At 36.1% G+C, this 24,951-nt stretch carries 17 protein-coding genes, 2 tRNA genes and 2 rRNA genes (1 of these 21 running past the window's edge); 10 read left to right on the forward strand and 11 right to left on the reverse strand.

The features are described 5' to 3' along the window. The 6 genes from ACE94K_RS00010 to ACE94K_RS00035 all read right to left on the reverse strand — a co-directional run. Positions 1-669 (reverse strand): 23S ribosomal RNA (locus tag ACE94K_RS00010) (it extends 2,154 nt beyond the left edge of the window). A 262-nt stretch (positions 670-931) separates the two neighbouring features. Next, a tRNA-Ala gene (locus ACE94K_RS00015) sits at positions 932-1,005 on the reverse strand. Positions 1,006-1,158: 153 nt separating this feature from the next. After that, positions 1,159-1,232: transfer RNA gene (locus ACE94K_RS00020), tRNA-Ile, on the reverse strand. A 192-nt stretch (positions 1,233-1,424) separates the two neighbouring features. Beyond that, a 16S ribosomal RNA gene (locus tag ACE94K_RS00025) occupies positions 1,425-2,950 on the reverse strand. Together the 16S and 23S rRNA genes with 2 tRNA genes alongside form the textbook arrangement of a ribosomal RNA operon. 602 nt (positions 2,951-3,552) lie before the next feature. Beyond that, complete coding sequence (locus ACE94K_RS00030; RefSeq protein ID WP_378178114.1) at positions 3,553-5,853, reverse strand: FdhF/YdeP family oxidoreductase; 2,301 nt, start codon at positions 5,851-5,853, stop codon at positions 3,553-3,555. Between the two features lie 196 nt (positions 5,854-6,049). After that, positions 6,050-8,155 carry a putative porin gene (locus tag ACE94K_RS00035; protein ID WP_378178116.1) on the reverse strand — a complete coding sequence of 702 codons (2,106 nt, stop codon included), beginning with the start codon at positions 8,153-8,155 and terminating at the stop codon, positions 6,050-6,052. A gap of 174 nt (positions 8,156-8,329) precedes the next feature. On the opposite strand from ACE94K_RS00035, the gene ACE94K_RS00040 reads away from it, so the two are divergent. The 5 genes from ACE94K_RS00040 (at position 8,330) to ACE94K_RS00060 (ending at position 13,723) form a co-directional block, all read left to right on the forward strand. After that, positions 8,330-8,932 (forward strand): ribonuclease HII, encoded by a 603-nt coding sequence (locus tag ACE94K_RS00040; protein ID WP_378178118.1) that lies wholly within the window; start codon positions 8,330-8,332, stop codon positions 8,930-8,932. A 108-nt stretch (positions 8,933-9,040) separates the two neighbouring features. After that, the gene (locus ACE94K_RS00045) at positions 9,041-11,509 is read left to right on the forward strand and encodes a hypothetical protein (protein WP_378178120.1); all 2,469 of its coding nucleotides are present in this window, start codon (positions 9,041-9,043) and stop codon (positions 11,507-11,509) included. 82 nt (positions 11,510-11,591) lie between these two features. Continuing rightward, positions 11,592-12,104 carry a hypothetical protein gene (locus ACE94K_RS00050; RefSeq protein ID WP_378178122.1) on the forward strand — a complete coding sequence of 171 codons (513 nt, stop codon included), beginning with the start codon at positions 11,592-11,594 and terminating at the stop codon, positions 12,102-12,104. A 79-nt stretch (positions 12,105-12,183) separates the two neighbouring features. Continuing rightward, positions 12,184-12,669, forward strand: coding sequence for a T9SS type A sorting domain-containing protein (locus tag ACE94K_RS00055; RefSeq protein WP_378178123.1), 486 nt, complete (start codon positions 12,184-12,186; stop codon positions 12,667-12,669). Positions 12,670-12,694: 25 nt separating this feature from the next. Next, the gene (locus ACE94K_RS00060; protein ID WP_378178126.1) at positions 12,695-13,723 is read left to right on the forward strand and encodes a hypothetical protein; all 1,029 of its coding nucleotides are present in this window, start codon (positions 12,695-12,697) and stop codon (positions 13,721-13,723) included. 50 nt (positions 13,724-13,773) lie between these two features. Here ACE94K_RS00060 and lipB read toward each other — a convergent pair whose 3' ends face one another. From lipB to ACE94K_RS00075, 3 genes are read right to left on the reverse strand one after another with little or no spacing between them, the layout of a single operon-like run. Next, positions 13,774-14,490, reverse strand: a complete 717-nt coding sequence (gene lipB / locus ACE94K_RS00065; protein WP_378184186.1) for a lipoyl(octanoyl) transferase LipB — start codon at positions 14,488-14,490, stop codon at positions 13,774-13,776. Positions 14,491-14,524: 34 nt separating this feature from the next. Next, positions 14,525-15,289 (reverse strand): hypothetical protein, encoded by a 765-nt coding sequence (locus ACE94K_RS00070; protein ID WP_378178129.1) that lies wholly within the window; start codon positions 15,287-15,289, stop codon positions 14,525-14,527. Between the two features lie 6 nt (positions 15,290-15,295). Next, positions 15,296-15,454, reverse strand: a complete 159-nt coding sequence (locus ACE94K_RS00075; protein WP_081415682.1) for a YqaE/Pmp3 family membrane protein — start codon at positions 15,452-15,454, stop codon at positions 15,296-15,298. Positions 15,455-15,571: 117 nt separating this feature from the next. Here ACE94K_RS00075 and ACE94K_RS00080 point away from each other — a divergent pair, with 117 nt between their 5' ends. The 3 genes from ACE94K_RS00080 to ACE94K_RS00090 all read left to right on the forward strand — a co-directional run bounded on the left by ACE94K_RS00080 (position 15,572) and on the right by ACE94K_RS00090 (position 18,293). Beyond that, positions 15,572-16,636, forward strand: a complete 1,065-nt coding sequence (locus ACE94K_RS00080; RefSeq protein ID WP_378178132.1) for a response regulator transcription factor — start codon at positions 15,572-15,574, stop codon at positions 16,634-16,636. Between the two features lie 151 nt (positions 16,637-16,787). Next, positions 16,788-17,282 (forward strand): DUF1573 domain-containing protein, encoded by a 495-nt coding sequence (locus ACE94K_RS00085; protein WP_378178135.1) that lies wholly within the window; start codon positions 16,788-16,790, stop codon positions 17,280-17,282. A gap of 126 nt (positions 17,283-17,408) precedes the next feature. Continuing rightward, entirely contained in the window at positions 17,409-18,293 is an 885-nt protein-coding gene (locus ACE94K_RS00090; RefSeq protein ID WP_378178138.1) for a thioredoxin domain-containing protein, read from the forward strand. Between the two features lie 224 nt (positions 18,294-18,517). Here the strand turns inward: ACE94K_RS00090 and ACE94K_RS00095 are convergent, their stop codons facing one another. Beyond that, a complete protein-coding gene (locus tag ACE94K_RS00095; RefSeq protein ID WP_378178141.1) occupies positions 18,518-19,696 on the reverse strand; it encodes a TolB family protein in 1,179 nt (392 codons plus the stop codon). Between the two features lie 742 nt (positions 19,697-20,438). Between ACE94K_RS00095 and lysS the strand changes: the two genes are divergently transcribed. Next, positions 20,439-22,148, forward strand: coding sequence for a lysine--tRNA ligase (lysS, locus tag ACE94K_RS00100; protein ID WP_378178144.1), 1,710 nt, complete (start codon positions 20,439-20,441; stop codon positions 22,146-22,148). Positions 22,149-22,294: 146 nt separating this feature from the next. Beyond that, on the forward strand, positions 22,295-23,872 hold the full coding sequence (locus ACE94K_RS00105) for a hypothetical protein (RefSeq protein WP_378178147.1): 1,578 nt from the start codon (positions 22,295-22,297) through the stop codon (positions 23,870-23,872). A gap of 76 nt (positions 23,873-23,948) precedes the next feature. Here ACE94K_RS00105 and ACE94K_RS00110 read toward each other — a convergent pair whose 3' ends face one another. After that, the gene (locus ACE94K_RS00110; RefSeq protein ID WP_378178150.1) at positions 23,949-24,944 is read right to left on the reverse strand and encodes a type IX secretion system membrane protein PorP/SprF; all 996 of its coding nucleotides are present in this window, start codon (positions 24,942-24,944) and stop codon (positions 23,949-23,951) included. Positions 24,945-24,951 lie beyond the last annotated feature (7 nt).

The raw sequence follows: 24,951 nt of genomic DNA on the forward strand, positions 1-24,951 counted from the left end.
TCAGACTCGCTTTCGCTACGGCTGCTCTGCTTAACAGATTAACCTTGCTAGTAAAAGTAACTCGTAGGCTCATTATGCAAAAGGCACGCCGTCACACATAAATGCGCTCCGACCGCTTGTAAGCGTATGGTTTCAGGATCTATTTCACTCCCTTATTCAGGGTTCTTTTCACCTTTCCCTCACGGTACTGGTTCACTATCGGTCTCTCAGGAGTATTTAGCCTTATGGGATGGTCCCCACAGATTCATACAGGGTTACACGTGCCCCGCACTACTCAGGATACCACTAAATCAATATATCTTACCTATACGGGACTATCACCCTCTTTGGTCAGTCTTTCCAAACTGTTCTAATTCAATATATATCTTATAGCGTGGTCCTACAACCCCAATATTGCCGTAACAATACTGGTTTGGGCTAATCCGCGTTCGCTCGCCACTACTAACGGAATCACTTTTGTTTTCTTCTCCTCCGGGTACTTAGATGTTTCAGTTCTCCGGGTTCGCTCCTATTGCTAGGTGACATATCTTCAATATGCCGGGTTGCCCCATTCGGATATCTGCGGATCATAGTGTATGTGCCACTCCCCACAGCTTTTCGCAGCTTATCACGTCCTTCATCGCCTCTGAGAGCCTAGGCATTCCCCATACGCCCTTAATTAGCTTATGCGTCTTGCTTTTTTAACTACCATCGCTGGTAGTAACTTGCTCTTTTAGTTTTTTGATAATACAACAGTAACTATCGTATTATCACTTTTTTATTTTTGTCGTTAAATGTCTCCTGTGAGAACATCTAACGCTCGTATTCTTTAAATCAATATGTCAATGAACGTTTTTCTTATAAACAGCATAAAAATGATGAACATAAATACTTTTTCAATTGAATGAATCCTGTGTTTTATGAACTATCAATCCTTATACCTAAAGAATTGTGGAGAATATCGGAGTCGAACCGATGACCTCCTGCGTGCAAGGCAGGCGCTCTAGCCAGCTGAGCTAATCCCCCATTATTTGAAATTCAGAATTACGAATTTAGAATTACGAATAATGTGACTTAAACTCTATCTTCTAGAATTTCCTTTCAATACTATAATCAATGAACTTTCTTAAATTCAAAATGTAAAACTTCGAATCTAAATCTTGCAGCTTTGCTGCTTCGTAGTCTCAGGCAGACTCGAACTGCCGACCTCTACATTATCAGTGTAGCGCTCTAACCAGCTGAGCTATGAGACTTCTTCATAGTTGATGGTTGGTGGTTTTTTGTTGATCGTTATAAATATTTAAAAAAATACTAACAACTAACAACCAAAAACTAACAACTATTGTTTAATTAATTAACAGCATAAGACTAAAAACACTCCCAAAATACAATTCCTGTGTATCGTCTTTCTACCTACGCAGATCGCTCTGCAGACAGGTCTCTAGAAAGGAGGTGTTCCAGCCGCACCTTCCGGTACGGCTACCTTGTTACGACTTAGCCCCAGTTACCAGTTTTACCCTAGGCCGCTCCTTGCGGTGACGGACTTCAGGTACCCCCAGCTTCCATGGCTTGACGGGCGGTGTGTACAAGGCCCGGGAACGTATTCACCGGATCATGGCTGATATCCGATTACTAGCGATTCCAGCTTCACGGAGTCGAGTTGCAGACTCCGATCCGAACTGTGATAGGTTTTATAGATTCGCTCCTACTCGCGTAGTGGCTGCTCTCTGTACCTACCATTGTAGCACGTGTGTGGCCCAGGACGTAAGGGCCGTGATGATTTGACGTCATCCCCACCTTCCTCGCGGTTTGCACCGGCAGTCTTGCTAGAGTTCCCGACATTACTCGCTGGCAACTAACAACAGGGGTTGCGCTCGTTATAGGACTTAACCTGACACCTCACGGCACGAGCTGACGACAACCATGCAGCACCTTGTAATATGTCCGAAGAAAAGTCTATCTCTAAACCTGTCATACTACATTTAAGCCCTGGTAAGGTTCCTCGCGTATCATCGAATTAAACCACATGCTCCACCGCTTGTGCGGGCCCCCGTCAATTCCTTTGAGTTTCATTCTTGCGAACGTACTCCCCAGGTGGGTTACTTATCACTTTCGCTTAGCCACTCAGACCGAAATCCGAACAGCTAGTAACCATCGTTTACGGCGTGGACTACCAGGGTATCTAATCCTGTTCGCTACCCACGCTTTCGTCCCTTAGCGTCAATACATTATTAGTGATCTGCCTTCGCAATCGGTATTCTAAGTAATATCTATGCATTTCACCGCTACACTACTTATTCTAACCACTTCATAATGATTCAAGACCTGCAGTATCAATGGCAATTTTCCGGTTGAGCCGAAAACTTTCACCACTGACTTACAAGCCCGCCTACGGACCCTTTAAACCCAATGATTCCGGATAACGCTTGGATCCTCCGTATTACCGCGGCTGCTGGCACGGAGTTAGCCGATCCTTATTCGTAGAGTACCGTCAGAGCCTGACACGTCAGGCGGTTTCTTCCTCTATAAAAGTAGTTTACAACCCATAGGGCAGTCTTCCTACACGCGGCATGGCTGGATCAGAGTTGCCTCCATTGTCCAATATTCCTCACTGCTGCCTCCCGTAGGAGTCTGGTCCGTGTCTCAGTACCAGTGTGGGGGATCTCCCTCTCAGGACCCCTATCTATCGTAGCCTTGGTATGCCGTTACCATACCAACTAGCTAATAGAACGCATAGCCATCTTGTAGCGATAAATCTTTAATGATTAAATGATGCCATCTTATCATACTATAAGGTATTAATCCAAATTTCTCTGGGCTATCCCTTACTACAAGGTAGGTTCTATACGCGTTACGCACCCGTGCGCCGGTCGTCAGCATCAGTGCAAGCACTAACCTGTTACCCCTCGACTTGCATGTGTTAAGCCTGCCGCTAGCGTTCATCCTGAGCCAGGATCAAACTCTTCATCGTGTATTCTTAAATATTATCTAAAAACAACACAACAGAAATTATAAATCGTATCTCAAAAATGATTCTAGTCTTAATTCTTATTGTAAAACAATTATATAAATATAATCGCAATACGCGCTGTCAATCAATATATCAATGAACTTTAAATCCCTGCCTAAATACATCAGGACGCCTCTTAAATAAGAGAGAAGCAATCTGTCACAACCACTCCCGGATCTCTTGCTAGTAACTAAGGAATCGAACCCTAATAATGACCTAAATCACCATACTCCAGTATCACTCATTTCCGCTATGAACTATCGCTTGTTTCTCAAAGCGGGTGCAAATATACAACCCCTTTTTAATCCACCAAAACTTTTTTGAAAATATTTTGAAATAAATTAAAAAGCCCTAGAAAATCACCGTAATACCAAAACAAAAAAAACAGTACCGCCGTAAAACAATAACGAAAACCTCAATGAACTCAACAAAACAATACCCCGTTTTGCGGGTGCAAACATACAACCCTTTTTCTAATCAACAACACTTTTTTAAAAAGATTTTTATAACCTTTTTATAACACCCTAAAAACATTATCGTTAGAGATAAAAAAAACACAATAATTAAACAAAACAAACCTCTACACTCACTACAATAGACTTACTAATAGGTGTGTTGCTTTTATCTGCAAAGTGATTATGAGGAACTAAAACATTTGTCTCTGGAAAGTATGCCGCTATATTTCCTTGTGGAATACTATACGGTATCACTAAAAATCGGGAAGCTTTTCGTTCTTTTCCATCATATAAGCTAATCATATTAATGACATCAAACTTTTTCAAGTTACGTTTATTCATATCCTTTACATTCATTAAAACAATGCGACGTTCATTATATATTCCTCGATAACGATCATCTAAACCATAAATAGTGGTATTAAATTGATCGTGCGAACGAATTGTCATTAATAGAAGTTCATCTTCTTTTAATACATGTTCTGGCAAATCGCAACAACTAAATTGGGCTTTACCATTAGGTAATTTATTAAAATCTAAATTCCTAACATTATTAGGTAAATAAAACCCTGATCCTTTCGATTTTGCATTCACATCTTCGAACCCTTTAATTACGATTCCTATTTTTTCTCTAATCAATTCATAATTTTGACTAAGAGTTTTCCAATCTACAATATGATTAGCTTTGAAATAGGCATTGGCTATACCCCCAATAATTTCAGGCTCGCTAATTAGGTTATCGGAAGCCGGTTTCAACATACCTTTGGATCTGTGAACCTTACCCATACTGTTTTCTACCGTAAAAAATCTTGGTTCTCCATCTTTAAAATCTAATTCTGAGCGCCCTAAAGTGGGTAAGATCAAACTCGTTTTACCCGCCACCAGATGTGTTCTATTTAACTTAGTACTTATGTTTACTGTAAGCTCGCAATTCTGGAGCGCCTCTGCTGTATAATGCGTATCAGATGCCGCCGACAAAAAATTACCTCCCAATGCTATAAAGACTTTTGCCTGACCCTTTCGCATGGCTTCTATCGAATGCACTGTGTCCAAACCTTCTTTATTCGGAGGAGTGAATCCAAAGGCTTTTTCTATTCTTTCGTTAAGCTCAGGAGACACGTGGTGCATAATCCCTACTGTTCTATCTCCCTGAACATTACTATGCCCTCTAACCGGACAAGTTCCTGCACCCGGCTTTCCCACGCTACCTTTAAGTAATAACAGGTTTACGCATTCTTTTATATTGTTCACACCATTTTTGTGCTGAGTCAATCCCATAGCCCAACAGATAATAATCTTATCCTTTTTGGCCAGCATGCGTACCACTGTATCGATTAAGTTTTCCTCTACTCCACATAATGCTATTAATTCTTCCTCGGAATATGTATCAAGATGCTTTAATAACTCTTCGTAACCATTCGTATACGAATCGATAAATTGATGATCGAACACATTTTTGTTTCTTTTATCTAATACTGCTAGTTTTTTCTGAATTACTTTTAATAAGGAAACATCTTGATTTATTTTTACTTGAAGATGTACATCTGTTAATGATGTTCCTGATCCTATGACGCCTTTGACTTCCTGAGGGTTTTTAAACCGTATTAAACCAGCTTCTTCTAAAGGATTGATACTAATTATTTTTCCACCATTTTCTTTGCATTTTTGCAATGCTGATAGCATTCTGGGATGATTGGTGCCTGGATTTTGACCTATGACCATTACTATATCTGCCTGATCAAAATCTTCTAGTTTTACTGAGCCTTTTCCTATCCCCAAGGTTTCGCTAAGTGCAACTCCACTAGATTCGTGGCACATATTAGAGCAATCCGGCATGTTATTTGTACCAAAAGCCCTCACAAACAAACCATATAAGAAAGCCGCCTCGTTACTCGATCTTCCTGAAGTATAAAATATTGCCTCGTCCGGAGTTTCTAATTCGTGTAATTTTTGAGCCACTAACTCATATGCTTTTTCCCAAGAAATTGGTTCATAATGAATATTATCCGGTTTCAATACCATAGGTTCTGTTAATCTTCCACTTTTTCCTATTTGATAATCAGACCAATTAGAAAGTTCTTCTACAGAATATTTAGCAAAAAAGTCTCTATCTATTTTTTTATTCGTTGCTTCTTCTGCCAGTGCTTTGGCTCCATTTTCGCAGTATTCGCCAAGCTTGGATGGCTTTTCGGGATCAGGCCAGGCGCAACCCGGACAATCAAACCCATCTTTTTGGTTCATCTGAAAAAGACCACTCATTGATTTTACAACTCCCATCTCTTTAAACACGTGCTGAAGCGCAACTTTCACCGCTGGCATTCCTGCCGCATACTCTGCAGGTTCCTGTAGTTTGATTCCAGTAAAAGTTTCGGGACCTAAGACGGATACGTTTCGTTTCTTGATGCTCATTATGTATTTTGTATAAATGGAAAGTGATTTATATCAAAGATACGCCTTACAATCTATTTACTAAAATGATTTGCACCAGGGATCGTAGTTAAAATCCCGCATCCGACGTAGACAGAGAGGAATTGTAACGAATAGCCTACCAGGCAATCTATTATATGCCTCTTGTTGGCAGGCAGGCCCGCTCGGGTGCCTTACATTATAAAAAGAAATTCCAAACTAATCCAAAACGAATCACAGCATCTCTTGGTGCATAACCCGGAGCGGAAAACTCATTATTCTGATTGAATGCTTCCCCAAAGTTTTCTACTTTAAAGTAGATGCGAGTTTGTCTGATTTTGGCATTAAAGAATATATCAAACTGAGGGAAACCTCCAAAAGTCTGTGTTGTATCCCCTGCCTCATCAGTCTTATCCACGTCATCAAAATAGTCAATCTCTTCCGGGCTTTGTACGTAAAATTCTGATAGCACCGGATCATATCCATCGGCATTATATTCTGAGTAATATTTAAAAGTAACTCCTGTTTGTAAAAACAAAGCTCTTTTAAACCAGTGATCCTGATAATACACGCTGTTTCTGGTAACGAATGTTGGAACGTTATACACTTCATACGTCCTAGTAACATTTTCATTAGAAATCGAATTAACCGCGCCATCAACATTCTGATAAAGTATGGTATTATCAAAACCTAGCCAACCAAAGCTTAGTCTATTGGTAAACTTTAATTTCAAAAGATTAATGTTTCCACCAAATTGCTCGGGTACCGTAATTGAATCCCTGTTTTTTGTAAAATAGGTATAATTGTCTATGCTACTATAACTAGCTTCGATATTAGCCCATTTCTTTATATTTAAATTTGCTTGAATTTTTTGGGTTTCTACATTTTTGAAATTAACCAAAGAGGCAGGGTTATTGTCAGGAATATTATTATTATAATTCTGCCAGTTATATTGTACATAATCACTTTGATATAACAGGAAGTTATAATTAGGGGCTACAGAATTTGTACTGATCCCTAATCGCAATCCATAATCCCTAAGTTGATAGGCTGCTGAGGCGTTTACATAATGTCCATCAAAACCTCCGGAAATAATAGATCTACCATTTGCAGCTAATTCGAATCCTTTATAGTTTTTTTGATAGGAGCCTCCGATAGCAAATATATCGCCTTTCAGTCTATTGGCAACACTTACCCCATTCTGGAAATTGACTAACGTATTATAACCATAGTTATAATTTGACATTCCCGCATTGACACTAAGACTACCTAACCAATCATTATCTAGTTTTACAAACAACTGATTACTAAAATCCTCCAGTGCTACTTTATCCATGAGTGCACCGGACTCATAGGATTCCCCAAAAAGATCACTAGGGGCCGTCTGATCAAATTGGAACGACTTATCGGTAAGGTCTAGTATATGACCAACAGCAACATTTGTATTACTACTATCCGTTTTCTTGATAATTGCATACCTGTGGTTCAGATAGAATCTTTTACCCAATAAAATGCTTTCAGCATTTTCGAAATTAACTTCTATGGATCCTCTGTCTGCAAATTCATCTGCATTTCTAAATTCTTCAGTATTGCTAAGATATTGATTTATTCCGGTAGCTGATAATCCACCATTTTCTTGATTAAGTAAATCCTGGGATACGAAGTGTGTTTTTATATGATATCGATTATTTTTTGTGGTGTAATTGGCTGTTACTCTAAAGTTACCAGTACTTGTTAATGCATGCTGATATTTGCCCAAAGAACGGTTTCCTTTATATGCTATCGAAAGATTTAACCTTGGTGAAGTATTGACTGTAAAAAAAGCATCTAACTGCTGTCCTTGTTCAAAAGTGGTTTTAAAGTATAACTCTGTAAGTGGTGTAGGAACGTGATAGTATTGTATATCTTCTACTTCCATAAAATTAAAGTGTCTTGCCCTTGCTCCAAAAAGTGGCAATAGATGATCGGGTTCTTCTACTTTTACAAGACTATTGTAACTCTGACCAACATTATTTATGGGTTGCAGCCCAAAATCATCTCTTCGTAAGTAATTAAAATTATAATCTCTTTGAATGGTTAAGGTTGTATCTACATAAGTAGTATCGTTGGAGATATCTACAATTTTATAATCCGTAATAGGAGGTTTCTGTTTTTTATTTTTTAATAATGGCTTTTTACTCTTTGTAATATCAGGTCTGGTCTGAAAAGTCTTCGTCCCTTCATTTATTTCTTCTTCATTTCCTTCCTGAGCAACTGCTATTGATCCTATGAGAAGTATAATTATAAATACTATGTTTTTTTTCATCTATATGGTAAACTGTTGGCAAAAATATACTTTTTTAACGAAAGTTAAGGACACTGATTGTCGGTTTTAAATTTAACTCGAGGGATGTATTAAATACCTTATCCGGGTTCACGTTTTTTTACTGATTCTTAAAAATAGTTTTCTGATGTTCAACTCATACATTATCTTCGTGTTATGCTCGAATTAAAATTAAACCCTAATCTCATCGAATGCGGCACAGATGAGGCTGGTCGTGGTTGCTTGGCCGGACCGGTCACTGCTGCAGCCATTATACTTCCAGATGATTTCAGCAATGATGTTCTAAACGACTCTAAACAGCTTAGCGAAGCCAAAAGAAAAGCATTACGTCCTCTACTAGAAGACTGCTGTATTACCTATGGTGTGACACATATTGATATGAAAGAGATTGATAAAATTAATATTCTTAACGCTTCGATCCTCGGTATGCAACGCTCTATTGCTCAATTAACACCTCAACCAGAACATATATCGGTAGACGGAAACAGATTTAAACCGTATCATAATATCCCATATACTTGCGTTATTAAGGGTGATGGTAAATTTATGAACATCGCTGCCGCCTCTGTTTTGGCCAAAACGTATCGTGATGAGTATATGGAGAAGATCCACGAGGAGTTCCCAATGTATAACTGGAAAAAAAACAAGGGATATCCCACTGCAGAGCATAGAGAAGCGATCAAAAAGTATGGTATCACGAAATATCACAGAAAAAGTTTTAGATTATTACCAGAACAGCTTACACTAGATTTCAAATAATTATCTTTGACCTCAAAGAGGCTTTATAAAACCACTGTTGCAAAAAAGTCATTTATTTAAATTATGAAGACTTTTGAAAATAAAAAACAAAAAAAGGAACACTCACACATGAAAAAAATAGTTGTACTTCTACTATCCACAATTGTTTTAGCTTGTAACACAACCACAGAAAAACCAAACACCCTCATTGATTATATTCCGCAAGATGCTCAGGTGGTCATAAAAATCAACGATTTGGAGCAAACTAAGAATATGCTACGGGATAACGATTTTTTGAAAAACAATAGTGAGATTGCCTTTTTTACCTATTTTAAAAAACTTCCGATCTTGGATGAAATTAACCAACCCAAAGGACTGTTATGCTTTTCTCCTATCGGAAAAAATGATTTTGAATATACCTATATCTCAAAATTTGACTCTTCGATTGTACAAAATGATTCTGTACATCGAAAAAATATTGAAAACATATCCTATTCTAACAAAACTATTCATAAAATAGTTTCTGCCAATAATACTTTTTATGCTACTAAACAAGACAGCCTGCTCATCGCTTCTTCTTCTCAGATATTGATAGAAAATGCTATCCGTCAGCAGGAAAATAAAGTTTTGATCAGTAAAGACCTAATAAAGGCATATGATGTTTCTGATTCTAAAAATCCCATATCGGTTTTGGTAAACGGAAAACAGCTTAGTGAAATTCATAATTCTATAGTATCAAATAACAATTTATCTGAAATATCGAATTTTAGTGGATGGATCTCTGTGGATGCCAAATTAGAACAAAATGCAATATATATTGATGGTATTGCTATCGAAAGAGACTCATTACCTACCACCATTGGGATTTTTGACAATACCATTGCTCAAGAAAACAAGATTGCAAAAATAACTCCGGTTACAGCAGATGGTTTTGTATCTTTTACCTATGATGATTTTTATACATTAAAAAAGAATTTAGCACTAGCTCAAGATCGGGAAATCGAAAATATACCTGATGATCTGGATGAGATGCTATCCGGAGTTTCAGAAATTGGAATGATTTTCCTTGGAAATGAAAGTGTATTTGCTTTAACTTCACTGGCACCAGAAAACACTTTAGAACAATTGGCAGGATCTGCATCAGGTTCTTACAGAAATATTGATATTTTTAGTTACGAAGAAAACACTACTTTTTCAGGATTATTAAAACCTCTGATACCAGAGTTTAAAGCAAACTATTATTTTACTTACGAAGATCACATTGTATTCGCAGCATCTAAAAACAGTTTACAAACCATCATCGCCAACATCCTTAATAAAACAATACTAAAGGAGCAGACATACTATGCCAATGCTATGCAAAAACTCTCTGATGAATCTTCTATATTACTAGTAGGCTCGGTTAAAAAACTTCAGGATTATATTGCTACTAATGTTGGAGAATCAAATCAGCAGCAATGGAAAGAAGCTAAGATAAATGGATATCAAATTGCTGCCTTACAAATTACAAAAGAGAACAACTTTGCACATATTCACGGGGTTTTTGAGAAGAATGTAAGTAAAGGTGCTGCAACCTCTGTTACCCAAACAGCGTCCACCACTTTGGAAAATAAAATATTAACCAGACCTATTTTGGTTCAGAACCACAGAACTAAAGGTATGGATATCGCTATACAAGATGTAGACAATAATCTTTATTTGATTTCTGATAAGGGGAGTATTTTCTGGAAAAAACAGATTAATGGCGCTATTATGGGTGATATCCAACAAATTGATATTTATAAAAACGGAAGATACCAGCTTTTGTTCAATACAGAAACTACCTTATACCTAGTTGATAGAGACGGTAATGATGTAACTTCTTACCCTAAAAAATTTGAAAAACCCATTACGCAACCTTTATCTCTATTTGATTATGATAAAAATAAGCGTTACCGAATCCTAATTGCGCAAGGAAATGAGGTCACCATGCTGGATGCTGAAGGAAAAGTGGTTACCGGCTTTGGATTTAAAGGAACTGAAACAAATCTGGTGATGCCCCCACAGCATATTCGCATCGGGAGTAAAGATTACATTCTTATCTCTGAAGAAAACGGGAAATTAAATATTTTAGATAGATTAGGAAGAACCCGAGTAGATGTAAAACAAAATGTTAGTTTTTCTACAAATCCTTGGCATCAGTACGAAAACAAATTTACATCTCTTACCAAAGACGGAAAACTTATTCAGGTGCAATCTGATGGAACTGTATCCTTGACAGACAAAGAATTAAACCCGGGTAGTTCTTTAGTTGCTACCAATAAAACCCTCGTCACTTTTTCTGAAAATAAGCTATCCATTAAAGGAAAAACTCTAGAACTGGATTTTGGAGTATATACCAAGCCTCAAATATTCTACATCAACAATAAAATTTATGTAGCTATTACAGACATACAAGCCAAAAAAGTATACTTGTACGATAGTAATGCAGAATTGTTTCCTAATTTTCCTGTCTATGGTAATTCTATCATCAGTCTTGGCAACATGGATAAAGATCCGAATCTAGAATTTACTGTTCAGGGAGAAGAAAATAGTGTACTGATTTATCAGATTAACTAATTCGTGTACTGAATAATTTCATTTTTATGTTGACTTTTTAAATACGTATATCACTAATGTGAAACAACGTAATTAAAACGTCATGAAAACTTTTAAAATTTTATCCGTATTATTTCTTTCAGCTTTTTTCATTGCTTGCGATAGTGATGATGATACTACTCCTTTAGGAACCATTGATCTGGAAGCTACTTCTATTACATTTTCTATTGTAAAAGACGAAGGCAGCGATTTTACAGGAACAGCGACCATCACCGGAACGGTGACCAACATTGGCACGGCTGACTTTAATTCCTCTACAGGACAACAGTCCATACGTTTGTACCAAAGAAATCTCGGAGCACCAGCTCCAGGCGATCTGGTAAGCACTTTAAATTTTACAAACTTGGCAGCCGGAGAAACCCTTACCATTAGCCACATGAGATCTTGGAACTCTTCATCACCGGCAGAAGGTGAATTCCCTCCAGATTATCGAATCGTTTTGGACTATGACCCTGATATTTTTATTGATGGAAATGAGCGTAATGATGATGAAAATTTAACTAATAATGATATAACTGTAAGTGGTTCGGGAATCAACGAATTATTTAGAAATTAAGAAACTTCTTGCGATTTAATCGTAAAGACTTGCCTCGGTATTCATCTTTCTTTAAATAAAATCTAAAATCTAAAATATTATGAAATTCGTATACACTTTGCTATTTCTATGTTTTGCACTAACCAGTCAATCTCAATCCATTGGTGTCGACGTAGTCTCTAATGCCGGTAGCAGTAATGGCAACGCTTCTCACGTGATAAATTTTACCATTGGCGAAACCTTTGTTGGAACCATCACTAATTCAGATTCAATAGATCAAGGATTTTGGTCAGGTATAGCTGCTCTAAATGCACTCTCTACTGAAGAGTTTCTGTTTAATAATAGTATAGTAACGATATATCCAAATCCTGTGTCCGATTTCTTTAGGATACGGATTCCAGATATCGACAGTTACACTTTTTCATTATACAATCTGAATGGACAAGAAGTAATGAATCAAAAGGTCAATGCTATATTACGAGACCATCAAATTGACATCAGTTCTCTAGCAAAGGGAACTTATCTACTCAAGCTTTCTGTTCCTGAAACTAATGAAAACAAAGTATTCAAAATCATAAAAAAATAAACCACACCTCATAAACTTTAATATCATGAAAAAAATAATATCAAATTTTCTATTGTTTAGTATGCTATTCTATTGCACATTATTATCAGCACAATCTGTTCAAAAAAACTTTATCAACTACCAGGGAGTAGCGAGAAGCGCCAGTGGAGATATTCTTGTTGATGAATCTATTAATATACAAATCGCTATAAAATTTGGAGCGCCTGATATTGCCGCGAGCTATGTAGAAAATCATACGGTTACTACCAATCCTAATGGAGTATTTGGATTATTAATTGGTAACGGAACTGCAGTGACAGGTGACTTTAACACATTGCCTTGGGGAGGAATTGCTTCTTATGTTACTGTATCTGTAAATGGTGCAGAAGTTGGAACCAATGAACTGATGGCTGTACCCTACGCGATAACATCCGGAGATACCCGATGGATTTCTAATGGTAATGATATAGAAAATATAAATAGCGGAAATGTAGGTATTGACAGGACTCCTACTGCCAAATTAGATATTAATGGAGACTTAAGATTGCAAAATGGCACATCAGTTAACGAGATATCAACCGATGCAACTCTAGGAAGCAATAGCAATAATGCTATCCCAACAGAGAGAGCTATAAAAACCTATGTAGATAATGCCACGGCTGCTACTACACCCGTTGTATTTAAGGTGAGAGGAAATGGTTTTGCGGTAAAAGACCTAAATATTAATACAACCATAGAAACGGATATCTGGGATATCAGAACATATGATACCAGAAATGCTTTTAACACCACCACAGATAGATTTGTTGTGCCAGAAAGCGGATACTATTATCTGCATGCGGTAGTAAGACAATCCAATACGGTGACCTCTTCCTTTTTTAGAATTAGCTTTAATGTAGATCCGGGTGTAGATTTTACTCAAATCGTTGATGGTGATGATGTAAAAATAGATGTTAGCGGTATTTATTTCCTAAATGTTGGACAAGAAGTATTTGTAAACTTAAGAAACTTTGGTCCCAGTGATGTTCGCATCGATGGAACAGGTAGTTGGTTCGAAGGATATAAAATAAATTAACCCCAACTTATTTGATTTGTTTAGTTTTTAGTCGAAAAAACCGAAGTATGCTATGCTTCGGTTTTTTGTTGAATCCTTTCTGCTTCGAACAGATTGATAAAATGCTTTAGTAATTTTTGTTTTACTTCTACAAGATCTACCTGTTTTACTCCTAACTCTACATTTAATGAAGTCACCGCTTTATCATTTATCCCACAAGGAATAATATTATCAAAATATCCAAGATCTGCATTTACATTAAAAGCAAAACCGTGCATGGTTACCCATCTGCTTGCTCTTACACCCATGGCACAAATTTTACGGGCAAAAGGAGTTCCTACATCCAACCAAACTCCGGTTTCTCCATCACTTCTCACACCTGTGATTCCGTACTCTGCTAACGTTAGTATGACCATTTCTTCTAAAAAACGCAGATACTTGTGAATATCAGTAAAGAAATTATCTAAATCCAATATGGGATATCCAACAATTTGACCAGGGCCATGATAGGTGATGTCACCTCCTCGATTGATCTTGTAAAAAGTAGCTCCTTTTTGTTTGAGCTGTTCTTCATTTAAAAGCAGATTACTGATATCTCCACTTTTTCCTAAGGTATATACATGAGGGTGTTCTACAAAAAGAAAGTAGTTCTTGGTATCCAGGTTAGCATCCTCTCTTCTATTTTTGATCTTGGTATCCAGTATTCCCTGAAACAGTACCTCTTGATACTCCCAGGTTTCTTTAAAATCCTTAAGACCCAGCTCTTGTATTTCTACCTTTTTATTCATTCGCTTCTCTACTTCAGCATCTGATACCCAAATGCTAGTTTTCCAACTCAACCTGTATATCTAAGACTTTTGGGTTTTCCATAAATTCCAAAAAACCTACTTCTAGTGTAAAGCTCTTTCCGTCCTGGCTAAACATTGCCTTTTCGGAAGAGATCTTTTTTATTTTTTTCGGAAAGTGATAATTGATTCTATACTTAGAACTTGCCAAAAACATCTTCATTTGCTCAATACTATCCAGACTTTGTTTCAACTTGGTTCTGTCGAGAATTTGAGTTACCCTCTTAAATTTATTCTTCTTATAAGAATAGATAACTTTAGTAGGATCTTCTCCCTCAGAGGCAGATAACGGATCTCCTACTGGGCTATCCAATTCACTGCCTTTATTATTATTTCCTATCGAAGAAGCAGTTTTGAAATTATTAAATACATCGCCCAATTCTTCTACACTTTTAAATTCTGAATACAGATCAAATTTCATCTCTTTGGATTCAGGATTCATCAGCATATGCATTTTGAAATTTTCTAGTTTTCTAAGTTTTTCCTGTTCTTCTACAGGCAATTGGGCAATACTATCTCTTTTCTCTTCTAAAAAATCCTTAAAAACCAGGGTAGAATCAATGACCTCTTCTTTCTCTTCTGTAACCTTATCTCCGGCTATTTGCATAATTTCAGAACCATCAAAATTGAAAGATATTTTTCCACTTCCATCTTCATTAATATATAAATCCTCAGAAAATTGACATCCTACTAACAACATTGCCATCAAAAAAGCCTGTACAAACAGGGAAAATCGTTTCATAAAAAATTATTTATTGGGATTATTAATAATTACCAGCGCTGCTATCACACCAGGAACCCATCCACATAAGGTTAATAAAAGTACAATTATGATTGATCCGCATCCTTTGTCTAAAACTGCCAGTGGCGGAAAAAAAATCGATAATAAAACTCTCCAAATACTCATAAACAAAAATAAATTAAATAATACAATTATAGGTAGTCTTATCTCCTATTATGTTACAGCCCTATCTTAAAATTATTTTTATATTGGGATGGTTTCTAAAAAAAGCCTGACATTAACATGAACTGCATAAAAACTATTCTTTGTATCGCTTTTTTGATCTGTTCGACAACCATTTGGAGTCAGTATCAATTTTCGGGTTTTGTTGACAACAACAATCAGGATAGTAATGTTTACTTATCGCTGATCGAAGATTATCGAAAGATGTCTGGTATTTATCCCGAACAGATTATACAAAAAGTAACTCCGGACAGCACAGGTTATTTTGTTTTTACAGACAACAATTTACCCTTGGAAAATAGTATTTATCGAATTCATACTGAAAATTGTACTGAAACTGATCAAGAATCTGTGCATTTTAATGGCATCTGCCTGAATAGTAAAGAAATTCTTTTTATTGCTAAGAATGATGATACTATTTCCTTACCGTTTACCTTAGAACAAGAAGTATTTTGCGAAGTTATATCTACCAACGAACGTAGCAATGCTTTTTTAAAAGTGGATTCGATTATAGAAAATATGCGTTATGCATTTAATTCTTATCGCAGTGAAGCGAACAGAAAAGTAAATTCCAAAAAATGGTTTAACACTTTACAGCAATATGGTAAAAACCAAAATGAACCATTAATAGAGTTATATGTTTATTCTTTTTTATCTGACAAGTCAAATAATTTATATACCTATTATCTGGAAGATCTGAAACAAAACACATATTACGATGAATTATTAGAACGTTTAGAAAACAAATATCCCGAAAGTTCTTACACCAGACAATATAAAACCGAATTGTCTGCAGATAAATTCTCGGTATCCATAACTAAAAATCAACCTTCATCGTATTGGATATGGATACTGATTCTCCTGCTCATTATATCTGGGATTTTTAACCTAGTTCAATTTCAGAAATTAAAAAAACATCAAAACTCCTACAAGCTTACAGAGAGAAGACTCACCCAGCAGGAGAAAAGAATATTGGATCTCATTTTAAAGGATAAAACTAATAAAGAAATCGCGTCTATGTTGTTTTTAAGTGTTAGCACCATAAAAACACACATTAATAACTTATACAAAAAAATAGATGTCGAAAGTCGCGAAGAGGTAAAAACGCTTTATAAGAACCGATAATGCTTACTTAATTTTCTTACTGATTTTAAATTTCCATCGGGGGTCTAGTCCCTATTTCCACCTCACTTTTATTGCATTTTTATTCACATGTCCAGAGTTTTGATCCAGAATCAGAATTCTAAAATATTATGAATTAAAATATTAAAAAGACATGAAAGCAAAGAACACTCTTTTACTATTATTGATGATCGCCTCTGGACTTATGGTCTCTTGTAGCCATCGAACAAAAAACGATAACAATTCTTCGCAAACCATTGCTGTGCAAAGTGATCAAAATTTGACTAATAAAAACCAGCTTCCTGTGATGACTTTTACATACACCGAATTTGATTTTGGAACAGTAGCAGAAGGTGATATACTAGAACATTCATTTTCCTTTACCAACACAGGAAATGCTCCTTTAGTAATTGTCAATGCCAAAGGAAGTTGTGGTTGCACGGTTTCTAACTGGCCCAAAGAACCTATTGCTCCTGGTGCGACTAAGGAAATGCTGGTTACTTTTAATACCAATGGTAAACCAAACTTACAAAACAAACAAGTTACTATCACAGCCAATACAGCTTCGGGAAAAGAAATCCTAAAAGTAAAAGCTATGGTCACACCCAAGACTAAAAATGCTTCAAGTGGTATTCCATTTAGTAAATAAGTGTAAATAAATCTCACTATTTATCAGCCTAAGTATTAGATCATTCTTATTCTAATTGATGATAATACTTAGGTTGAAATAATCATTCTCTATATATATTCTCGTATAAATTTTAATCTTATTCTTATGAAAACAATACTATACTTTGTTATCTTTTTAGCGATTTCTTCTAGTCTGGTTGCACAATCCTTTAATCAGGAAATTATCAATGAGCAAGGAAAACCTCAACTTTACGGAAAAATCAATTTCGAAAAACTAAATACTGCTCCTTATGACGCTTGGTTTTCTGCTAATTACGAGGCTTACATACCTAAGCAAGACGCAATCAATACTATAAAAACTGACCTACTGGCATATACGATCAAAGTATTTATGGGTACCTGGTGTGGTGATAGTAAACGAGAAGTTCCTAAATTTTATAAAGTATTGAATGCGTGCGAGTTTCCGATGAATCGATTAACGATCATTGCGGTAGCAGCAGATCGAGAACATTATAAACAAAGCCCCGGAGGTGAAGAAGAAGGTTTAAACATTCATAGAGTGCCTACCTTTATTCTATATAAGAACGGAAAAGAAGTGAACCGTATCGTAGAATCCCCTAAAAGATCTATTGAAGAAGATATTCATGACATCATATCAGGAAATTACGTTCCAAACTACATATCTGTCACTCACATCAACCATATCATCGAAACTGAAGGTGTAGATAATCTCGTTAACAATTCTGAATCGCTAATTGAAAAATTAAGTACAATTACCGAAAGCTTCTACGAACTGAATACCTATGCCAATGTTTTATTTTTTGCAGGTAAAGAAAAAGAGGCAATAGAGATTTTGAAGTTGAATACATTACTATTTCCAGAAGAAGCGGATACGTATATAAGTTTAGCCAACAAATTGTTTATTATCAACAACCTGACTGATGCAATTGCTTACTACGAAAGTTCTTTGAAATATAAGAAAAATGAAAAAATCGAGAGTAAGATTGAAGAATTGAAGAAATCATTATGACTATAAATCTGTTAGCATCCAAACTATTATTTTCTTCTAATCTTTTGTCAAAAGAAGCTTGTCGAAGTTTTCAACTTTTTGATTTTCAAAATGTCTTCGACAGGCTCAGACTGACAGGTCAGATACATTTCAGAAAATAAAAATCATTTGGATTCGTAGGTAAATGTAGCAAAATAAATATTGTTATTCTGCCAAATTTTCTAACAATCAAATGATCCAAAATTCTAGAAAGAAGTAACCTCTTCTGTTGCTGGTTTTATATCTAAATGTCTTTTGATTTTTCGTTTGATCTCTGGCATGTGATTGCGATATTCTTGTAGTGCAGTTAATTGTTTAAACCCATAAATATCATCTCCGCCTTTACCGCCGGATCGGTTACTTGCAAAATATCCCATATGATATTCTTCATTGATGATAAAGGTAAAATCATCTTCAGGACTATTGATAGGCACTCCCATATTATAAACTTCCCACCCGGTATGATCATCGGGCAATACCATAAAAATGTCTAGCCCTCCAAAACCCAGGTGACCGTCACTGGTAAAAAACAAGGTGCCTTTATCGCTCACAAACGGAAACGTTTCTCTACCAGCAGAATTGATTAGGCTACCGAGGTTTTGGGGCTTACCGTAACTTCCGTCTTCGTGTACGGCTACGACATAGATATCAGATTTGCCATTACTTCCCGGCATATCACTGGCAAAATATAAAAACTTTCCATCGGGTGATAATGCGGGATGCGCTGTAGAATATTCGTCACTATTAAACGGTAATTCTGCTACATTTTTCCACTTACCATTCACATAATCTGCCTTATATATCTTTAACAAAACGCATCCTTTTGTATTCCTCTTAAACTTTCGATTAGCATAATTATTTCTGGTAAAATACACGGTTTTTCCGTCGGGACTAAAGGTGGCAGAAGATTCATGAAATTTCGTATTGATAGCTCCCTTAAGTTTTGAAACTCCTTTATTAGCAATGTTCTTATTAGTGGTATACAAATCCAGAAAAGGTTCATTAGTGTTTTCCTGAAGGATGACCGTAAATGATTTGCTATTACGAGACGATGCGAAAACCAGTTCTCCTTTATAAAAACTGGGTGCATAGTCTGAAGTATTGGAGTTAAAAGGTAAAGATTCTACAATAAAGTTTTCTGTAGCTTTACCTACAGATACAGACCGCCCTTCAAGAAAATCATATATTTTTACTTCTTTTAAGTCCTCAGAAAGGGCTGCTGGTATCGCTACATCTGTTGTTATGTTTTCATACTCGTTGGCTGACTCTACAAAAGCATATTCATCATATGTTTCATTATACAATGCTAATGGATTTAGCTGAGCTTGTGTTGCACTCAGCATAAAGAAAAAAACCAGCCCCAAAAGGTTTTTTTGCAATGTCATGGATTACTTTTTTGTTGATCAAATACAACTCATCTGGTTTTTCTTTATGAAAATAGTGTGTACGGTTATACACTGTCGTTTATAGTGTTTTTACAAACGAAAAAATCTATGTTTTATAAAGATTACGATGATGCTATCCCCATAGCGTTGATTGTACTCTGATTTGTGTTACAATACACAATGTACTGATCCTTAATAAAATAAAGTGTTAAAAATGAAGGAAATTTAGATTTTGAAGCAATTTTAACAGATGTTGAAAGTACATCTTTTTGGGGTATCGTACCCTTCGACTCCCATTTCTACGCCGCTCAGCAAGACAGCTCAGGGTTCGAGAGCACTTCGACTACGCCTGTCTGCCGACAAGGCAGGCTCAATGTGACACCTCACCCTTCGGAAATGTATAATAGTTATACTTTCATACCATGCGAGGACTGAGGTGTGACATTAAGCTTCCGCCGCAGGTGGATAAGGGTCGAAGTGCTCTCGAAGTCCTATATTCTTAGCTGATGATACATTGGATATGCGTCAGGGATAGGAATGGAAATCCCGCAGCACGATCCGCCGCGGCGGAGAGGTGCGAGGAATTGTATTGGATAGCTCGCCCGGACGCTCTAATTCATAGAAAATCAATTTTTATTGGGTGTTTGGAAATTCTTAAATGCTCTTGTCCTGACTATCCTTAAAAATCAATTGAAAGATTATATCATACTTTGTATCTTTGCACGCTTAAAACGGCAGCATTATGCAATTATCAGAACAAGAACTTGTAAGAAGAGAAAAACTACAAACGCTACGCGACTTAGGTATTAATCCCTATCCGGCAGCTTTATTTCCGGTTGATCATACTTCTAAAGACATCAAACAGCAATTTGAAGAAGGAAAAAAAGTAGTGATCGCGGGGAGATTAATGTCCAGACGTATACAAGGGAAAGCTTCTTTTGCAGAGTTACAAGACTCTAATGGCCGTATACAAGTATATTTTAATAGAGATGAGATCTGTACCGGTGAAGATAAAACCAAATACAACGAGATTTATAAAAAACTACTCGACATTGGTGATTTTATTGGTGTAAAAGGAGAACTTTTTACAACGCAGGTTGGTGAAAAAACAGTCATGGTTAAGGATTTTACCTTATTAAGCAAAACCTTAAAACCGTTACCTCAACCCAGAACTGATGCAGATGGTAAAGTACACGATGCATTTACGGATCCCGAGTTACGATACCGCCAGCGTTATGTGGACCTGGTAGTAAATCCGCATGTGAAAGATGTATTCGTTAAAAGAACAAAGCTTTTTAATGCGATGCGTGAGTTCTTTAATAGCAAAGGGTATTTTGAAGTAGAAACGCCAATACTTCAACCAATTCCGGGTGGTGCTGCGGCACGTCCTTTTGTTACACACCACAATTCTTTAGACATTCCTTTATATATGCGTATCGCAAACGAGTTATATCTAAAACGATTAATCGTAGGTGGTTTTGAAGGAGTGTATGAATTTTCTAAAAACTTCAGAAATGAAGGAATGGATAGAACTCACAATCCTGAGTTTACGGCTATGGAAATCTATGTAGCTTACAAAGACTATAACTGGATGATGGAGTTTACCGAAAACCTGGTAGAACATTGTGCTATTGCAGTAAATGGTACTACTGAAGCTACTTTTGGAGAACACACTATCAATTTCAAAACGCCGTATGCGCGTGTAACAATGACTGATTCTATTAAACATTTTACCGGTTTTGATATCACAGGAAAATCTGAAGAAGAGATTCGTGAAGCAGCCAAAGGAATGGGAATCGAAGTGGACGAAACGATGGGGAAAGGAAAATTGATCGATGAGATTTTTGGAGAAAAATGCGAAGGAAACTACATCCAACCAACATTTATCACAGATTATCCAAAAGAAATGAGTCCTTTATGTAAGGAACACAGAGATAACCCGGAACTAACAGAACGTTTTGAATTGATGGTTTGTGGAAAAGAAATTGCCAATGCATATTCTGAGTTGAACGATCCTATCGATCAGCGAGAACGTTTTGAAGCACAGCTAAAACTAAGTGAAAAAGGTGATGATGAAGCCATGTTTATCGATAACGATTTTATCAGAGCTTTAGAATATGGTATGCCACCAACATCCGGAATGGGAATTGGTATGGACCGATTGATTATGTATTTAACGAATAATCAATCGATACAAGAGGTATTGTTCTTTCCACAGATGAGACCTGAAGTGCGAGCCGCACAGGCGAATGTTATAGAGTCTTTAAATGAGAACGAAAAAGCGATTTTTGAGATTATCAAAAAGGAACAAAGTATGACTTTAACAGATCTAAAAGCTGCTTCAGGATTAAGTAACAAAGCCTGGGATAAAGGAATGAAAGGTCTTTCGAAACTAGGACTTACCAAAGTTACCAAAACAGATGATAGTCTGATTGTGGAGGTTGCTGAATAAAACATATAACTTTTTTAAAATAAGAAAACGTGTTCATACTAATTTGGACACTTTTTTTTATTAAACAACTGTTAAAGTTTCTAATCTTTGATTTTTATTAACGTTATTTTAACTATTTTCGCGGCGTTAAAAAAAGCCCCTTATTAATGAAACGAATACTACTTTTTTGCGTAGCATTTTTGCTATGCACCGTATCCATTGCACAAAGAGCAAATTTAGATCGAGAAAACTTCAAGACATCCTACGTTAATTTACCTTCAAAACCTATCGTGGATGATAGCAAAAGAACCTATTCTACTAACACCAATGCTATCAAAATCCCTGGGTTTTCTAAAGTAAAAACAGGTGGAACATTGGACATTAATTACCAATTTAACGGTACTAAAATTGGAACCGTAGATATTAAAAAAGAAAAACACGAGAGAAAGGATAAAGAAGGAAAAGTACTTTCTGTAAGTTATACATACACCGCTAATGTAGACTACTCATCATCTGCTACCTTAACAGTAAGCAATGCGATCACAGGAGAAACGTATGATAAAAATTATTCTGAAAGTTACAACTATACCAGTAAATCATTTAATTCTTACAAAGGTGCGCAGGAATACTATAATAATAACCGTTATAGCTTAAGGGATAAATACAAAAGTGAACATAGAAGTCAGTTCAAAAATTCAGCAAAACGCCATCTTATTAAAACTTATGGATATGATATCGAATCTCACGAAAGAGAATTTTTCTGGATAATGGCTTCAAAAAAACATCCTGAATTCACAAAACATCAGGAAGCATATCAAACATTGAAAACCGCTTTTGAGAAAATGGAGCACGATAAACCCATTGACTCTTTAAAAATAGAAGTTCAACCTGTGATTGATTACTTTAATAGTGTAATTCCGAACTATCAAGGTGATAAAAGAAAAATTCGAAAAGTAAGATACGCCAGTTATTACAATATTGCAAAAATCTACTACTATCTGGATATGCCTGAAAAAACTAAAGAGTATGCCCAGAAATTAATTGATAATGATTATGATAAGTCTGACGGAAAGTATCTTAATGAAATTGCTGATGATTTATTAAAAGAATTTGAAGCTAATAAAACTAAGACACGCCATTTTGAAGTAGTTACAGAAGATCTAAGCAATCAGCAAGAAGACAGCCAGGAAAATGAAGTTGCTGAAATTGAAGTTAATAAAGCATATTTAATTACCAAAGAAAATGATACCACCCTTGTGGACATTAAAACTTCGGATATGAATAATATCGCGTACAGCTTAAAAACTGTAGAATACGACCAAAATGGCAAACCTTTTGGTACCAGAGTAAGAAAAGCAAAAAATTGTAAAGAGCTTGTGTTTGTAGATGGAGATCGTTTTAGAAATATCAGATTCAAAGAGTCTTCTATCAAAAACGGAGAGGTTGATGCAGGTCAAATGCTATTGGGCGGTGCTACAGATAAGCTGTGTAAAGTTTTGTTTGAGTCTGAAAAAATCAACCTATACCTTTTTAACAATAAAGAACTGGTAATACTTCCTACTGGTAATGAAAAAGGTAATTCTACGATGTCTACCGGATATGTATTTGGCTTTAAAAAGAATTTGACCAAATTAGCAGAAGGATGTTCTGCAATTCAGGAAAAAGTGGCAAACAAGGAATATAAAAACAATCAGGAAGATTTACTTCAATTCTGTAAAGATCTAACCAATTGTGTTGTAGAATAGTTTTCTATTCTATACTAATGATAAAAAACGCAACCCGAACAGGTTGCGTTTTTTTGGCTAATTTCAATAAACAAGATTATTCTACCCAAGGGCAGTAGCAGGCATATTTTTTTGCTCGACATGAAAAATCAATTCCTAATGTGATTTGATGAAAACCACCATTATTAAACGTTACCGGATTTGATTGATAAGAATAGGTATAAGAAAACATATATTTTCCAAAGTTGACTCCTACAAACGGAGTAACATAATTCAGGCTCTGGCTTTTTATTTCAGAACCTTCTACAAAATCTATTGAGTCAAAACTTCTTCTGTATGATAATCCTCCCCATAGTTTCCCAAAACTTAGATCACTATACACTTTCAGGTTAAAATCAATACTGGATTGCTCTACTCCTTCTCTATGAGAAAATAAAATAGATGGTTCGTAAGAAACGGTTTTTCCCGGGCGATCAAAAACATATCCAACAGACACCAGATAATTTCTTAAGTTATTGACTATTTGGAGATCATTATTAATTCCTGAATTTTTCAAGAGATTTTTTACGGTCACATGAGTATAAAAGTTATACAGATTATAGGAAAACCCAATATCCATATTAAACTCTGCTTCACTAATGGATCCAGGACCCACCAAAGGATCATTAGGGTCAAATCTGGTTTGATCTAATCTATACTGAATAATCCCCGCACTTAAACCTAACGATAGTTGATTGAGATCTGCTTCACTACTAGAGAACATTAAATGATGGGCATATGTAAAATAACCTCCCGTTTGAGAAGAAAAACCATTTTTATCATTGTAAAGGATCGCTCCGATACCCGATTGAGAGTTTCCGATTCTACCATTATATGCAGCGGTATATAACCCGGGACTATTTTCTTCTCCAATCCAATTTCTGCGTCCTGTTAACCTCACTTGTGAACAATTCGCGGCTCCTGCCATAGACGGATGTAATAAGTAATAATTATCAGTGAGATAATCCGAATATATAGACAACCCCTCTTGAGCAGTACCAATTCCTATAGACAATAACATCACTATTGTCAGGTATATTTTTGTAAACTTCATCTTTTTT

Origin of the sequence: Aquimarina besae, assembly GCF_042434905.1 — a bacterium.
Lineage (GTDB): Bacteria > Bacteroidota > Bacteroidia > Flavobacteriales > Flavobacteriaceae > Aquimarina.